The organism is Neisseria sp. P0019.S003, assembly GCF_051957115.1.
Taxonomy (GTDB): domain Bacteria; phylum Pseudomonadota; class Gammaproteobacteria; order Burkholderiales; family Neisseriaceae; genus Neisseria; species Neisseria flavescens_D.
On record NZ_JBQCWT010000003.1, the window covers coordinates 257,642 to 273,118 of the forward strand.

The window sequence follows — 15,477 nt, forward strand, 5'->3', positions numbered from 1 at the left end:
ATTTAAGAAAGTGGAAATTATGCAGAATTTTGGCAAAGTGGCCGTGTTGATGGGCGGCTTCTCCAGCGAGCGTGAAGTTTCGCTGGACAGCGGCGCCGCTATTTTGGCTGCCTTGAAAAGCAAAGGTGTCGATGCCCATGCGTTCGACCCCAAAGAAACTCCGTTGTCTGAATTGAAAACACAAGGTTTTCAGACGGCCTTCAATATTCTGCACGGCACTTTCGGCGAAGATGGCGCGATTCAAGGCGCGTTGGAACTGATGGGTATTCCTTACACCGGCAGCGGTGTAGCCGCTTCTGCGCTGGGTATGGACAAATACCGCTGCAAACTGATTTGGCAGGCCGTGGGCTTGCCTGTCCCTGAATTTGCCGTATTGCATGACAACAGCGACTTTGATGCCGTTGAAGAAAAATTGGGCCTGCCGATGTTTGTGAAACCTGCCTCAGAAGGCAGCAGCGTCGGTGTGGTAAAAGTCAAAGAAAAAGGCCGTTTGAAAAGCGTTTACGAAGAATTGAAACATTTGCAGGGCGAAATCATTGCCGAACGCTTCATCGGTGGCGGCGAATATTCTTGTCCGGTATTGAACGGCAAAGGCCTGCCCAGCATTCATATTATTCCGGCTACCGAGTTTTACGATTACGAAGCCAAATACAACCGCGACGATACGGTTTATCAATGCCCGTCGGAAGATTTGAGTGTGGATGAGGAAAACCTCATGCGCGAACTGGCCGTGCGTGGCGCGCAGGCGGTTGGTGCGGACGGTTGTTCGCGCGTGGACTTCCTAAAAGATACGGACGGTAAGTTGTATCTTTTGGAAATCAATACCTTGCCCGGTATGACCAGCCACAGTTTGGTGCCAAAATCTGCAGCCCATACCGGCGTAGATTTTGCTGATTTATGTATTGAGATTTTGAAGACCGCTCATGTGGGATGATGCAGGTGCACTGGGTCGGTTGACCCGCCGGCTATTGTTGCTGATGGCCTTTCTACTGATAGGTTCGGGCATAGCTTGGCTTTACAATTCAAAATATTTCCCAGTGAAACAGATTGCCATTCAGGGTAAGCTGAAATATGCTTCCAGCAAAGAATTGCAAACCGTTGCACGAGAGCATATCAGGGGTAATATGTTCCGCGCCGATATTGATTCGGCGCAGGCCGCTTTTCAGGAATTGCCTTGGATTGACTCGGCAATGGTACGCCGCCGTTTTCCGGAAACCGTGGAAATTATCCTGACCGAGCGTGTGCCGGTTGCACACTGGCGCGCTGGTGGCTTGGTGGACAGTAAGGGCAATGTGTTTGCCGCAAGCCTGAAACAGGACCTGCCTATATTTGAAGGGCAGCAGGGGACAGGCAAAGACATGGTCAAACATTATGCGGACTTTTCCGGTATTTTGAGCCCGTTGAAACTGACCATCAAAGAATTGATCTACACGCCGCGGTCGGCATGGCTGCTTGTATTGAACAACGGCATTACCGTGCGTTTGGGGCGTGAAAATGAAATCAAACGTTTGCAGCAGTTTGCCCAGATTTGGCCATCGCTGTTGCGCAAAAAACAAAGTCGTATCGAGTATGTCGATATGCGTTATAAGGATGGTTTTTCAGTCCGTTACAGGCCGTCTGAAAACCCTTCCGACAGTGAATAGCCGATTAGACGTGAAGCAATCTTGTTTCAAAAATAATCAAACCGTCAGTCAGACAACATAGCGAACGAGCAATTATGGAACAACAACAAAATAAATATATCAGTGCCTTAGACATTGGTACGTCCAAGGTCATCGCCTTAATCGGTGAGATTCGGGAAGATAACGAAATCCACATTGTTGGCTTGGGTCAAAGCCCTTCACGCGGCCTGCGTGCAGGTATGGTGACCAACATTGACGCCACTGCGCAAGCCATTCGTCAGGCGGTAGAAGATGCCGAGCTGATGGCAGATACCAAAATTTCCCATGTCGTCACCGGTATTGCTGGTAACCATATCCGCAGCCTGAATTCACAAGGCGTGGTCAAAATTAAAGATGGCGAAGTATCGCAAGCCGACATCGATCGTGCCATCGAAACGGCCAAAGCCATCAATATTCCGCCTGATCACAATATCTTGCATACCGTGGTTCAAGAGTACATCATCGACAACCAACCCGGTGTGAAAGAGCCTATCGGCATGAGCGGCGTGCGTTTGGACACCCGCGTACACATCATTACCGGTGCGAACACTGCTTTGCAAAATATCCAAAAATGTATCCAACGCTGCGGCCTGCAAATGGATCAAATCATGCTTCAGCCTTTGGCGAGCGGTCACGCTGTTTTGACTGAAGATGAAAAAGATTTGGGCGTGTGCGTCATCGATATTGGCGGCGGTACAACCGACATCGCGGTTTATACCAATGGCGCCATCCGCCATACCGCGGTTATTCCCGTTGCCGGCGATTTGATTACCAAAGACTTGGCGCAAGCCCTGCGTACGCCGCACAGTGCCGCCGAGTACATCAAAATCCATTACGGCGCCGCCATTCCGACTATGGACGGCTTGGATGAAATGATTGAAGTTCCTAGCGTTGGCGACCGTCAATCACGTCAAATTTCACGCCGTGTATTGGCTGAAATCATCGGCCCGCGCGTAGAAGAGATTTTGGAATTGACGCTGAACGAATTGCGCCGTTCCGGCTTCCCTGAAGAAGTGCTGACTTCCGGTATCGTTTTGACCGGCGGTGCTTCTATGTTGACCGGTATTGTTGAGTTGGCGGAAGAAGTCTTTAATTTGCCGGCACGTATCGGTGTTCCGCAGGAAATGGGCGGCGTATCCGAGCGTATCCGCAATCCACGCTATTCAACAGCAATTGGCCTGCTTCAGACGGCCTATGCTGCCGAAGAGGGTGAACAAACCAGCCGAACCGGTGCGATTGCCCTGAATGATTCAGGCAAAAAAATGGGTCTGTGGGAAAAAATCCAAAGATTCTTCAGAGACAATTTCTGATAAAAGCGTTCAGGGCAGGCGGTGTAAAACCCGTTTGTCCTGAATATTTAAGTAGAATTAAACGGTTTTAAATAATTGCTAAGTGAATAATTTAAAACTTGTATATTTTCTGTTAAAAATTGTAGTAAAAATATAACGCCGACAGTCGGATGATAAGAAGATTTTTGCCAGTATCAGGATACTTCTTATATAATACGGATAATAAATTATTTTTGAACCGTCCTTATAAAGCGGGGCGCGGAGGATTATTGAATGGAATTTGTTTACGACGTAGCAGAATCAGCAACAAGCCCTGCTGTTATTAAAGTTATCGGTTTGGGTGGCGGCGGCTGTAATGCCATCAACAACATGGTTGCCAACACTATTCATGGTGTTGAGTTCATCAGTGCCAATACCGATGCGCAATCATTGGCTAAAAACAATGCGGCTAAACGCATTCAATTGGGTACAAACCTGACTCGTGGTTTGGGTGCCGGTGCAAATCCTGAAATCGGTCGCGCCGCAGCCCAAGAAGATCGCGAAGCCATCGAAGATGCCATCCGTGGTGCAAACATGCTGTTCATCACTACCGGTATGGGTGGCGGTACAGGTACCGGTTCTGCTCCTGTTGTGGCTGAAATCGCTAAAGAAATGGGTATTCTGACCGTTGCGGTTGTAACCCGTCCGTTTGCTTACGAAGGCAAACGCGTACACATCGCTCAAGCAGGTTTGGATCAGCTCAAAGAGCGCGTTGACTCCCTGATTATTATCCCGAACGACAAATTGATGACTGCCTTGGGCGAAGACGTGACCATGCGCGAAGCTTTCCGTGCGGCCGATAATGTATTGCGTGATGCGGTTGCCGGTATTTCCGAAGTGGTGACTTGCCCGAGCGACATGATCAACTTGGACTTCGCCGACGTGAAAACCGTGATGAGCAATCGCGGCATCGCCATGATGGGTTCAGGTTTCGCACAAGGTATCGACCGTGCCCGATTAGCTACCGATCAAGCTATCTCCAGCCCGCTCTTGGATAACGTTACTTTGGATGGTGCACGCGGTGTATTGGTAAACATTACCACTGCTCCTGGTTGCCTGAAAATGTCTGAGTTCAACGAGATTATGCGTATCGTCAACCAAAATGCACACCCTGAAGTGGAATGCAAATTTGGTGCTGCCGAAGACGAGAGCATGAGCGAAGACGCTATCCGTATTACCATCATTGCTACCGGCTTGAAAGAAAACGGTACTGACAACCAACTGCGTGCTGCTGCCCGTACCCAACAATTGGTACGTGGTGCGGAAGAAGCGCCTCAAGCTCAAAGCCAAAGCAGTGCTGAAAGCCTGGTTCGTACCAACCGCAATATCCGTTCTATGAATCTGACTGCGGCTGATTTCAGCAACCAGTCTGTACTGGATGACTTTGAAATTCCTGCTATCTTGCGCCGTCAGCAACATACTTCTGAGAAATAATCAGGATAATGTATGAAAAGACCTGCCTTTAAGGCAGGTCTTTTTTATTAGTAAAATATACTTAAGGCCGTCTGAAAATTTTCAGACGGCCTTAAGTTCAAATAAAGCAAATAACAAACTTACCCTTTATTGAGAATTTGCTTGTTTTCACCCTCACGACGCAACTCTTTAGGCAAGACAAATACAATGCTTTCTTCTGCGCCTGCTCCTTCGCGTATGGTCTCATGTCCCCAGTCTTGAATGGTTTGTAAGACTTCTCGAACTAAGACTTCGGGTGCAGATGCACCGGCAGTGACACCGACCTTAGTTTTGTTTTCAAACCATTCTTTTTTCAGGTAGGAAGCATTATCGACCATATAGGCATCGACCCCGCGCAATGCGGCTACTTCACGCAAACGGTTGCTGTTGGAAGAGTTGGGCGAGCCGACAACAATTACGAGATCGCATTCTTCGGCCAATTCTTTAACAGCGGTTTGGCGGTTGGTTGTGGCGTAGCAGATGTCTTCTTTGTGCGGATTGCGGATATTGGGGAAGCGTTGGTTTAAAGCTGCAATAATGTCTTTGGTTTCATCCACCGATAAAGTGGTTTGGCTGACGTAGGCAAGTTTGTCAGGATTCTTGACGTTCAGTCCGGCTACATCTTCCACTGTCTCAACCAGAAACATTTTACCCGGAGGTAATTGTCCCATCGTGCCTTCTACTTCGACGTGGCCTTTGTGGCCGATCATGATAATTTCGTAATCTTGCTCATCAAGGCGGGCTACTTCTTTATGGACTTTGGTTACCAAAGGGCAGGTGGCATCAAAAACTCGGAAACCACGTTGCACCGCTTCTTCCTGTACGGCTTTGGATACGCCGTGAGCAGAGTAAATCAGTGTGGCACCCTTTGGGACATCCGCCAAGTCATCAACAAAGACGGCACCTTTTGCCCGCAGATTGTCCACGACGAATTTGTTGTGAACGACCTCATGGCGGACGTAAATGGGCGCGCCGAATTCTTCGAGTGCACGTTCAACAATGCTGATGGCACGGTCAACACCGGCACAGAAGCCGCGGGGATTGGCAAGGATAATGGTTTTTTGAGTCATGTGTGTTCCGTTTTCAGACGGCCTTTGTGTCGTTTGAAGGTGTTTTTTTGTGCAGCAAACCGTCTATTACCAAGCAAACTGCGCCAACGCAGATAAAGCTGTCGGCAATGTTAAATGCGGGGTAGAACCAGTTTTGCCAATAGAAAAGCAGAAAATCGACAACGTGGCCATGAATCAGACGGTCAACCACATTGCCAATCGCGCCACCGATAATCATGGCTGCACCCAATTTGCCCCAGCGGCCAAACTCATCACGCAAAATGGCACGGGCTAAATACAGGCTGATAACGACTGCCAGACCTAAAAAGAAGAATTTTTGCCAGCCGCCTTGGTCGGCCAAAAAGCTGAATGCCGCGCCTGGATTATAGGCAAGGGTCAGGTCAAAAAAGTCTGGAATGATATTGAGGCGTTCGCCTTCGGTAAAGTGTTTCAAGATTTCCCATTTGCTCAGTTGGTCAAGAATGATGGCAACGAGGGAAAGTAAGAAAAAGGGCGTTTTTGCAGAAGAGGATGAACTCATGTTTTCAGACGGTTTATGTAATAAAGGGCTTATTTTACCTGAAAGCAGGCAGGAAGTGTTTGCGATGGCATCGACGTTAGGCCGTCTGAAAATAGAAACGCCGCCACTTGAATGTATCAAAGGGCGGCGTGGTAAGCATGTGCGGGCTTATTGGTTTTTAAGTAACGGGAAGCCCAGTTTCTCGCGGCTTTCAACGAATTTTTGAGCAACGATACGGCTCAGTGCGCGAATACGGCCGATGTAGGTTGCGCGTTCGGTAACAGAAATGGCACCGCGTGCATCCAAGAGGTTGAACGTATGACCGGCTTTGAGTACAAGCTCGTAAGCAGGCAGGGCAAGACTGGTGTCTTCAACTGCAAGCAGGCGTTTGGCTTGTTCTTCGTAGTCGTTGAATTGGCGCAAGAGCCAATCGGCATCGCTGTATTCGAAGTTGTAGGTGGATTGTTCGACTTCGTTTTGATGATAAACGTCGCCGTAAGTGACGATGTTGCCATCAAGGGTTTTTGCCCAAACAAGGTCGTACACGTTTTCCACGCCTTGCAGATACATGGCGAGACGCTCGATACCATAGGTGATTTCACCGAGTACAGGGGAGCAGTCGATACCGCCGACTTGTTGGAAATAGGTGAATTGGGTTACTTCCATGCCGTTGAGCCAAACTTCCCAACCCAAGCCCCAAGCGCCGAGAGTAGGGTTTTCCCAGTCATCTTCGACAAAGCGGATGTCGTGTACTTTAGGATCAATACCCAATTCGCGCAAGGAGTCGAGGTAGAGGTCTTGAATATTGGCGGGAGCTGGTTTGAGCGCAACTTGGAATTGATAGTAGTGTTGCAGGCGGTTGGGGTTGTCGCCATAGCGGCCGTCTTTGGGGCGGCGGCTGGGTTGAACGTAAGCGGCAAACCAAGGCTCCGGGCCTAATGCACGCAGGCAGGTGGCTGGATGTGAAGTACCGGCACCGACTTCCATATCGAAAGGTTGGATAACGGTGCAGCCTTTGTCTGCCCAGTAGTTTTGTAATTTGAAAATAATTTGTTGGAAGGTGAGCATGGTGGATGGAATAGGTTGGAATAAAGAGGGTATTTTACTGTTTTGAGCCTGTTTTGGATAGGCTGAAGGAAGCGGCGTAGGTTATTTGCCGTCCAACAGGTCTGAAAAGGGGTCGTCTTCCGAAGAAACGGTGTATTTTTCTTGTGCCCATTCGCCTAAATCAATGAGTTTGCACCGTTTGCTGCAGAAAGGGCGGTAGGGGCTGTCGGTGTTCCAAACGACTTCTTTGTGGCAGGTTGGACATTTTACAACAGGAGCAGTCATGCAGTTTCTTTCAGTGATTGTGCAATGGATTGATAGTATTGATGCAAGCGGGCAACCTTGATTTTTGCTTCTTCCATGCTATGGGTATTGTCCAATACATCGTCGGCATGCAGCAGTCTGTCACATCGAGAAGCTTGAGTGGCCATGATTTGACGCGTTTGTTCTTCTGAAAAACCATTGCGTTGATGTACGCGTTCGATTTGGACGGACTCTGGAACATCTACAACCAAAATGCGGTCAGTCTCCGCTTTAAATGCCGGATTCTCAATTAAAAGCGGTACATCGACAATGCCGTAGGCGGATGAGGCAAGTTGTTGTTTCTGCTGTTGGATTTTGTTTAAGATTAATGGCAGAAGCAGATTTTCCAGTTGTTTTTTAGATTGAGGCCGTCTGAAAACCTCTTCCCGTAAAGCCGTACGATTCAGACGGCCTTCGCTGTCAAAAACCTCATCACCGAATAGTTGGCGGATGGCAGGAAGAGCCTCGCCGTTTTCCTCGGTCAGTGAGCGGCTGATGGCATCGGCATCGATAATGGGTACGCCAAGTTCGGCAAACATTTGGGCGATAGATGATTTGCCGCTGCCGATACCGCCGGTCAAGCCTATCCATAATGTCATTATCGGAATCCTGATTGTACGAGCCACCATTGTACCAGTTGGGTAATAGGTGCATTGGCAACCAAAATAATCCATCCTGCCACAGCAAGGCTGGGACCAAAAGCAAAATATTGACCTTTACCGACGCGGGCAATGAGTGCGCCCACCAGCCCGACTAAGGCAGCCATGAAGATCAGAACAGGTAAAATTCCTACCCCCAGCCATGCACCGAGTGCAGCCAAAAGTTTGAAGTCGCCATTGCCCATGCCGATTTTACCAGTCAGAAGTTTATAGGCGGCGCATAAAGTATAAAGGCTCATATAGCCTGCGATTGCACCCCAAACGGCTGAATGCAGGGGCACGAATGTGTCATTCAGATTAAACAGCAGGCCGATCCAAATTAGGGGTTGAGTCAGGCTGTCGGGCAAATATTGAGTATCGGCATCGATAAAGGTCAGCGCAATCAATATGGCAGTCAGAATTAATCCGCCAATAGTTGCCCATGACCAGCCGTATTGCCACGCGACAATACCGAATAAGACGCCTGTCAGCAGCTCAATCAGCGGATAGCGTATGCCGATAGCGGTTTTGCAGGAGTGGCATTTCCCACCCAGTAAAACATAGCTGAGGATAGGGATGTTTTGCCAAAGTTTGACCGGGCTTTTGCATTTTGGGCAGCGTGAATCCGGTTTGCGCAGATTAAATGGCTGTTTTTCTTCGTCTGTCAGCTCGATGCCCAAATGTTCTTTAGAAAATTGTGTCCATTCGCGTTCCATCATTATCGGCGTACGATAAATGACGACGTTCAGAAAGCTGCCAATCAGCAATCCTAAAATAACGGCTAAAGGAATGGCGAATGGCGCAAGAACGGAGAGGGCGTCGATGGCAGAGTAAATACTATCAAGCATATCAACCTACGACATTACCCAAGTTAAACAGCGGCCAATACATGGCAGTCAGCAAAATACCGATGAGCGAACCCAATACCACCATGATGATAGGCTCCATCAAGGCAGATAAGCGGGAGACGGAGTTGTCTACTTCATCTTCGTAAAATTCGGCTGCTTTGTTCAGCATATCATCCAAAGAGCCTGACTCTTCGCCGATGGCCGCCATTTGGATCACCATATTGGGGAACATATCCGTACTTTGCATACTGGATGTCAGCGACAGACCTTGGGTTACCTTGGCGCGGATGTCTTGAGTAGCTTCTTCATAGAGAATATTGCCGGATGCGCCTGCAACTGAATCTAATACTTCCACCAAAGGAACGCCGGCTGCGAATAGGGTAGAAGTCGTACGCGCCCAACGGGCAATGGTTGCTTTTCGGACGATGGTGCCAAAAACAGGCAGTCTCAAAATCAAAGCATCGATTTGTTTTTGGAAAGTAGGCGATTTTTCATGGAGTTTGTACAGGCCGAAGGCCGAAACAATCAAAAGGATGATCATAATCCAGCCGTAGTCAACGAATAAATCAGACAAGTTCATGACAAGTTGGGTAAGGCTTGGTAACTCTGCACCCATATTGGCATAAACTTCTTTAAAGGCAGGTAGCACAAACATCATCATGATGAAGATAAGCGCAATCGCCACCACGATAATGGCAATCGGGTAGGCCAGTGCGGTTTTGACTTTTTTCTTAATGGCTTGGGTTTTTTCTTTATAGACAGCCAGTTTGTCCAATAAGCTTTCCAATACGCCGCCGGACTCGCCTGCGCTGACCAGATTGCAATAGAAACGGTCGAAATATTTTGGATATTTGGAGAACGATTTACCCAATGCGCTACCTTGTTCGACATCGGAGCGAACCTGCATCAGCATTTCTGTCATGCTCGGATTGGAGTGGCCGCGAGCAACGATTTCAAAAGCCTGCATCAGCGGCAAGCCTGCCTTCATCATCGTTGCCAGTTGGCGCGTAAACACCGTGATGTCTTCTTGTGTAATACGGCGTTTGCGTGCGGTTTTGACTTTGCTGATACGTAAAGGACGAATGCCTCTGCGTTGGAGTTTTTTGCGTGCTTCTTCTTCGTCTTTGGCAACTACTTCACCACGGACAAGACGTTCGGTCTCGATGTTTTTTCCTTCAAATGTAAAACGCTTGCCTTTGCTTCTTGAACCGAACAGACTTCTTTTTTGCTCTGCTTGAGCCATGAGTTATCCCTTGTTAGTAAGAAATAAAGCGGACTGTTTCCCCGTGCCGCTTTATTTTAATTTTGAAAATATGGCAGTTTAGTCATTGGTATGAGCAGTCACTTCTTCCAACGAGGTCAGGCCTTGCATGACTTTCATGAGACCGGCACGACGCAAGTCTACCATGCCTTCCTGATAGGCCATGTTCATGATATCAACTTCTGTACCGTTGTTCATAATGACTTTTTGCATTTCATCGCTGACCGGCATGACTTCATAAATACCGACGCGGCCTTTAAAGCCTTTGCCGCGGCAGCTGTCGCATCCAACCGGGCGGTAGAGTTTCCAATCTTGAGCCAAGTCCGCATCGGTAAAGCCGGCTTTTTTCAATGCCGGAACCGGTGGGCGCTCAACTTCGCGTTTGCAGTTCGGACACAGTCTGCGCAACAGCCTTTGCGCCATAATCAGGCTGACCGAGCTGGCGATATTGAAAGGCGCTACGCCCATGTTCAAAAGGCGGGACAGCGTGGCCGGTGCATTATTGGTATGCAGGGTCGAGAAAACCATGTGGCCGGTTTGGGCGGCTTTAATGGCGATGTCGGCGGTTTCTAAGTCACGAATCTCACCGACCATAATAATATCAGGATCTTGACGTAAGAAGGATCGGAGTGCGGCAGCAAACGTCAGGCCTTGTTTTTCATTGACGTTGACTTGGTTGACGCCCGGCAAGTTAATCTCGGCCGGATCTTCTGCCGTCGAAATGTTGACATCTTCCGTGTTCAAAATACTCAGGCAGGTATAGAGCGAAACGGTTTTGCCCGAACCTGTCGGACCTGTAACCAACACCATGCCGTAAGGGCGGTTGATGGCCTCAAGCAGCATTTCTTTTTGGAAAGGCTCTAAGCCGAGCTGGTCGATATTGAGCGATGTACCATCGGAATTTAGGATACGCATCACCACTTTTTCGCCAAACAGCGTCGGCAAAGTGCTAACACGGAAGTCAATCGGACGGCCGTGTTTATGGAAGGCAATTTGAATTCTGCCGTCTTGCGGAATACGTTTTTCGGAAATATCCAAACGTGCCATCACTTTGATGCGCGATGCCAACTGGCCGCGCACAGCGACAGGCGGCTGTACGACTTCACGTAACTGTCCGTCCACACGGAAACGGACGCGCGCCATTTGCTCGTAGAATTCAAAGTGGATGTCCGATGCACCCGCGTTCAGGGCATCGGATAAAGTTTTGTGGATGAAGCGGGGGATAGGGCCGTCTTCAGCTTCTTCATTGTCGATATAAAGCGATTGAGATTGCTGCGTTGCTTCATGTTCGTCGTTGATTTCTTTCAGAATGGTGGTCGAGCGTTGGCCTAGCCATTCCAGCAATGAGCTGAGCTGGTCATCTGGCACTACGACCAAGTCGACACTTAGACCTGAAGCAAAAGCGATTTTTTGAAAGTTTTGGATTTGGGTCGGATCGGATACGGCGAAATAAACCTTGCGTCCGCGTTTGAAAATCGGAATGCAACGGTTTTGCACCATTTGCTCTTCCGTCAGGATGTCGCTGACTACATTATTGCGCGGGTAGTAGTGCAAATCCAAAAGGGGATAGCTGAATACGCGCGCGACTAACTCTCCCAAAGCTTTAGGGGAGATGACGCCGTCTGAAAACAGGTTGGGCAGGATTTCTTTGCCTGATTGTAAAAGGTTGTTGTAATGTTCCGCTTGTTGATTTGAGATGGTCTGGCTTTGAACCAAAACACGCAATAATCCGACACTCATTTTATTTTCCGTTTCTTGTGCAGTTTTCCCTTTAATTTAGAGGAAAGCCGTATTATTTTATCATTATTATGATTAAAGCATATGTTTAATTATGCAAATCTGCTTAAGTTGCAAAGACATGCTTTTGCTTTAATTGTATTTTTATTTCAGACGGCCATTATAAAGCAAGGGGAATAGGCGTTAAACTCGATATTTTTGGATTATGATGAAAAAACAACAATTTTGTCGTATGAATCCAATCAATAACGAAATTATATTTCATGTTGCTATTGCTTGTTTGGAGATGGCAGAAAAGGTTGTTTTGATGGACAGACGGTTGGAATTTGAAATATGAAAAGGCCGTCTGAAACTGAGCAATCAGGTTTCAGACAACCTTTTAACTATTTAAATCCGATAGGATTGATTAGGCTTTGTTTTTCAGACGGCCATGCAGTTCCTGTACGCTGTACACGCCCAAGTGTTCGCGGCTTTTTGCGCCTTCGCTCATGGCTTCGCCGCCGGCGATGGTGGTGTATTGCGGTACGCGTTGGGTGAGGGAGGTGCGGCGGATGCTGTGGCTGTCGGTAACAGATTGTACTGTGCTGCCGACGGTGTTGACCACCAGTGCGATTTCGCCGTTTTTAATTGCGTCCACGATGTGTGGGCGGCCTTCCTGCACTTTGTTGACCGCTTGCACGATGATGCCGTGTTCTTTCAAGTATTCGGCGGTACCGCGAGTGGCGCAGACACCGTAGCCGAGTGCTTGGAAGTTTTGTGCGGTTTTGACGATGAGCGGTTTGTCTTCGTCGCGTACGGCGAGGAACACTTTGCCTGTTGTGCTCAAGCGTTCGCCTGCGCCGAGTTGGGCTTTGAAGTAGGCTTCGCCGAAGCTTGCGCCTACGCCCATGACTTCGCCGGTAGAGCGCATTTCTGGGCCGAGAATGGTGTCCACACCCGGGAATTTGATGAATGGGAACACGGCTTCTTTAACGGCGTAGAAGTCCGGGATGACTTCTTTTTCTACGCCTTGCTCTTTCAGCGAAATGCCTGCCATCACGCGTGCGCCGACTTTGGCGAGCGGTACGCCGGTGGCTTTGGATACGAATGGTACGGTACGGCTGGCGCGTGGGTTTACTTCCAGTACGAAGACCACGCCGTCTTGTACGGCAAACTGTACGTTCATCAAGCCGACCACGCCCAGTGCGTATGCCATGGCTTTGGTTTGACGGCGGATTTCGTCTTGAATCTCTTCGTCCAATGAGTATGGAGGCAATGAGCAGCCGGAGTCGCCGGAGTGGATACCTGCTTGTTCGACGTGTTGCATGATGCCGCCGATCACGACATCTTGGCCGTCTGAAACGCAGTCTACGTCCACTTCGATGGCGTTGTTCAAGAAGAAGTCGAGCAATACAGGGCTGTCTTCGGAAACTTGTACGGCTTCGCGCATGTATTTTTGCAACTCTTCGGCAGAGTGAACAATCTGCATGGCGCGGCCGCCGAGTACGTAAGAAGGACGGACAACCAACGGATAACCGATTTCTTCAGCTTTAACGAGGGCTTCTTCTTCGTTGTGGGCGATACGGTTAGGCGGTTGACGCAGGCCTAAGTCGTTCAATACTTTTTGGAAGCGTTCGCGGTCTTCGGCAGCATCGATGCTGTCGGCAGATGTGCCGATAATGTTCACGCCGTTTGCCACCAAGGCATTGGCCAGTTTGAGCGGAGTTTGGCCGCCGTAATGAACAATTACGCCCCATGGGTTTTCGGTGCGGACGATTTCCAATACGTCTTCCAAAGTCAGCGGCTCGAAGTACAGGCGGTCGCTGGTGTCGAAGTCGGTGGATACGGTTTCAGGGTTGCAGTTGACCATAATGGTTTCAAAACCGGATTCGCGCAGGGCGAGTGCGGCATGAACGCAGCAGTAGTCAAATTCGATACCTTGGCCGATACGGTTTGGACCGCCGCCGAGAATCATCACTTTTTTACGGTCGGAAGGACGGGATTCGCATTCTTCTTCGTAAGTGGAGTAGAGATAGGCGGTTTCAGTGGCAAACTCGGCGGCACAGGTGTCGACGCGTTTGTAAACCGGATGCAGGTTCAGCGCGTAGCGGTGTTCGCGGACTTCTTTTTCGCTTACGTTCAACAATTGTGCCAAACGTTTGTCAGAGAAGCCTTTGCGTTTCAGACGGCGTAAAGCGGCGTAATCCAAATCTTGCAACTGGCCGTCTGAAACCGATTTTTCTTCTTTTACCAAGTCTTCGATTTGCGCCAAGAACCAAGGGTCGATGGCGCAGATTTCGTGGATTTCTTCCAGCGTGAAGCCTGCACGGAACGCGTCTGCCACAAAGAGCATGCGTTCGGGGCCTGGGTTCGCCAGTTCGCGGCGGATTTCCGCTTTGTCTTCGCTGCGCGGATTGAAGCCGCACAAGCCTGTTTCCAAGCCGCGCAGGGCTTTTTGGAAGCTTTCCTGAATCGTGCGGCCCATCGCCATCACTTCGCCCACCGATTTCATTTGCGTGGTCAGGCGGTCGTCTGCGGCGGGGAATTTTTCAAACGCGAAACGCGGGATTTTGGTCACGACATAGTCGATGGAAGGCTCAAACGACGCTGGGGTGCGGCCGCCGGTAATGTCGTTGCGCAACTCGTCCAGCGTAAAGCCAACCGCCAGCTTCGCCGCCACCTTCGCAATCGGGAAGCCCGTTGCTTTAGAGGCCAACGCGGAAGAACGGCTCACGCGCGGGTTCATCTCAATGACAATCATCTCGCCGTTTTCGGGGTTCACCGCAAACTGAACGTTTGAGCCACCGGTATCCACGCCGATTTCGCGCAATACTGCCAACGAAGCATTACGCATGATTTGGTATTCTTTGTCGGTCAATGTTTGTGCAGGCGCAACAGTGATGGAGTCGCCCGTATGCACGCCCATCGGGTCGAAGTTTTCAATCGAGCAAATAATGATGCAGTTGTCGTTTTTATCGCGTACAACTTCCATTTCGTACTCTTTCCAGCCGAGAACGGACTGCTCAATCAGCAATTCATGAGTAGGAGACGCATCAAAACCGCGTTCGCAAATCGCCAAAAACTCGTCTTTATTGTAGGCAATGCCGCCGCCCGAACCGCCCATCGTGAAAGAAGGACGAATCAGGGTAGGGAAGCCGACCTGTTCTTGCGCTGCCAAAGCCTCGTTCATCGTGTGGCAGACAAAGGATTTTGGGCAAGACAAACCGATTTTTTCCATCGCCTCCTTAAAGCGGCCGCGGTCTTCTGCCTTGTCGATCGCATCTTCTGTCGCGCCAATCAGCTCGACGTTGTATTTCGCCAGCACTCCGTTACGCGCTAAATCCAGCGCACAGTTCAGCGCAGTCTGGCCGCCCATGGTAGGCAGAATCGCGTCAGGACGCTCTTTAGCAATAATTTTTTCCACCGTCTGCCACATAATCGGCTCGATGTAGGTAACATCCGCCATTTCAGGGTCGGTCATGATGGTGGCGGGGTTGGAGTTTACCAAAATGACTTTATAGCCTTCTTCACGCAAGGCTTTGCAGGCCTGTGCGCCCGAATAGTCAAATTCGCAGGCCTGACCGATAACGATAGGGCCGGCGCCGATGATAAGGATGGATTTTAGGTCGGTACGTTTGGGCATGGGGGGTTACA

Annotated in this window: 13 protein-coding genes; 4 read left to right on the top strand and 9 right to left on the bottom strand. The window is 49.4% G+C overall.

Annotation, left to right across the window (positions count from 1 at the left end):
- Positions 1-19: 19 nt before the first annotated feature.
- From ACTHTS_RS06685 to ftsZ, 4 genes are all read left to right on the top strand, one after another.
- Complete coding sequence (locus ACTHTS_RS06685) at positions 20-934, top strand: D-alanine--D-alanine ligase (protein ID WP_440369588.1); 915 nt, start codon at positions 20-22, stop codon at positions 932-934.
- Positions 924-1,643 carry a cell division protein FtsQ/DivIB gene (locus ACTHTS_RS06690; RefSeq protein WP_070606055.1) on the top strand — a complete coding sequence of 240 codons (720 nt, stop codon included), beginning with the start codon at positions 924-926 and terminating at the stop codon, positions 1,641-1,643. Before ACTHTS_RS06685 ends, ACTHTS_RS06690 begins: the two co-directional genes overlap by 11 nt.
- Positions 1,644-1,717: 74 nt before the next feature.
- On the top strand, positions 1,718-2,971 hold the full coding sequence (gene ftsA, locus ACTHTS_RS06695; RefSeq protein ID WP_003682483.1) for a cell division protein FtsA: 1,254 nt from the start codon (positions 1,718-1,720) through the stop codon (positions 2,969-2,971).
- A gap of 252 nt (positions 2,972-3,223) precedes the next feature.
- A complete protein-coding gene (ftsZ, locus tag ACTHTS_RS06700; protein WP_003682480.1) occupies positions 3,224-4,423 on the top strand; it encodes a cell division protein FtsZ in 1,200 nt (399 codons plus the stop codon).
- Between the two features lie 119 nt (positions 4,424-4,542).
- Here the strand turns inward: ftsZ and ispH are convergent, their stop codons facing one another.
- The 9 genes from ispH to carB all read right to left on the bottom strand — a co-directional run bounded on the left by ispH (position 4,543) and on the right by carB (position 15,466).
- Positions 4,543-5,511: a 4-hydroxy-3-methylbut-2-enyl diphosphate reductase gene (gene ispH, locus ACTHTS_RS06705; RefSeq protein ID WP_440369589.1), complete on the bottom strand. Its 969-nt coding sequence runs from the start codon at positions 5,509-5,511 to the stop codon at positions 4,543-4,545.
- Between the two features lie 13 nt (positions 5,512-5,524).
- Positions 5,525-6,031 carry a signal peptidase II gene (lspA, locus tag ACTHTS_RS06710; protein WP_164836697.1) on the bottom strand — a complete coding sequence of 169 codons (507 nt, stop codon included), beginning with the start codon at positions 6,029-6,031 and terminating at the stop codon, positions 5,525-5,527.
- Between the two features lie 147 nt (positions 6,032-6,178).
- Complete coding sequence (gene glyQ, locus ACTHTS_RS06715; protein WP_003685919.1) at positions 6,179-7,078, bottom strand: glycine--tRNA ligase subunit alpha; 900 nt, start codon at positions 7,076-7,078, stop codon at positions 6,179-6,181.
- Positions 7,079-7,159: 81 nt separating this feature from the next.
- Positions 7,160-7,342: a DNA gyrase inhibitor YacG gene (gene yacG / locus ACTHTS_RS06720; protein ID WP_003682475.1), complete on the bottom strand. Its 183-nt coding sequence runs from the start codon at positions 7,340-7,342 to the stop codon at positions 7,160-7,162.
- Complete coding sequence (gene coaE, locus ACTHTS_RS06725; RefSeq protein ID WP_440369590.1) at positions 7,339-7,959, bottom strand: dephospho-CoA kinase; 621 nt, start codon at positions 7,957-7,959, stop codon at positions 7,339-7,341. The genes yacG and coaE overlap by 4 nt, the downstream gene beginning before the upstream one ends.
- Complete coding sequence (locus tag ACTHTS_RS06730) at positions 7,959-8,846, bottom strand: prepilin peptidase (protein WP_440369591.1); 888 nt, start codon at positions 8,844-8,846, stop codon at positions 7,959-7,961. The genes coaE and ACTHTS_RS06730 overlap by 1 nt, the downstream gene beginning before the upstream one ends.
- A gap of 1 nt (position 8,847) precedes the next feature.
- Complete coding sequence (locus tag ACTHTS_RS06735; RefSeq protein ID WP_440369592.1) at positions 8,848-10,089, bottom strand: type II secretion system F family protein; 1,242 nt, start codon at positions 10,087-10,089, stop codon at positions 8,848-8,850.
- 78 nt (positions 10,090-10,167) lie between these two features.
- A complete protein-coding gene (gene pilB / locus ACTHTS_RS06740; protein ID WP_440369593.1) occupies positions 10,168-11,847 on the bottom strand; it encodes a type IV-A pilus assembly ATPase PilB in 1,680 nt (559 codons plus the stop codon).
- 403 nt (positions 11,848-12,250) lie between these two features.
- Complete coding sequence (gene carB, locus ACTHTS_RS06745) at positions 12,251-15,466, bottom strand: carbamoyl-phosphate synthase large subunit (protein ID WP_070824178.1); 3,216 nt, start codon at positions 15,464-15,466, stop codon at positions 12,251-12,253.
- Between the last annotated feature and the right edge of the window lie 11 nt (positions 15,467-15,477).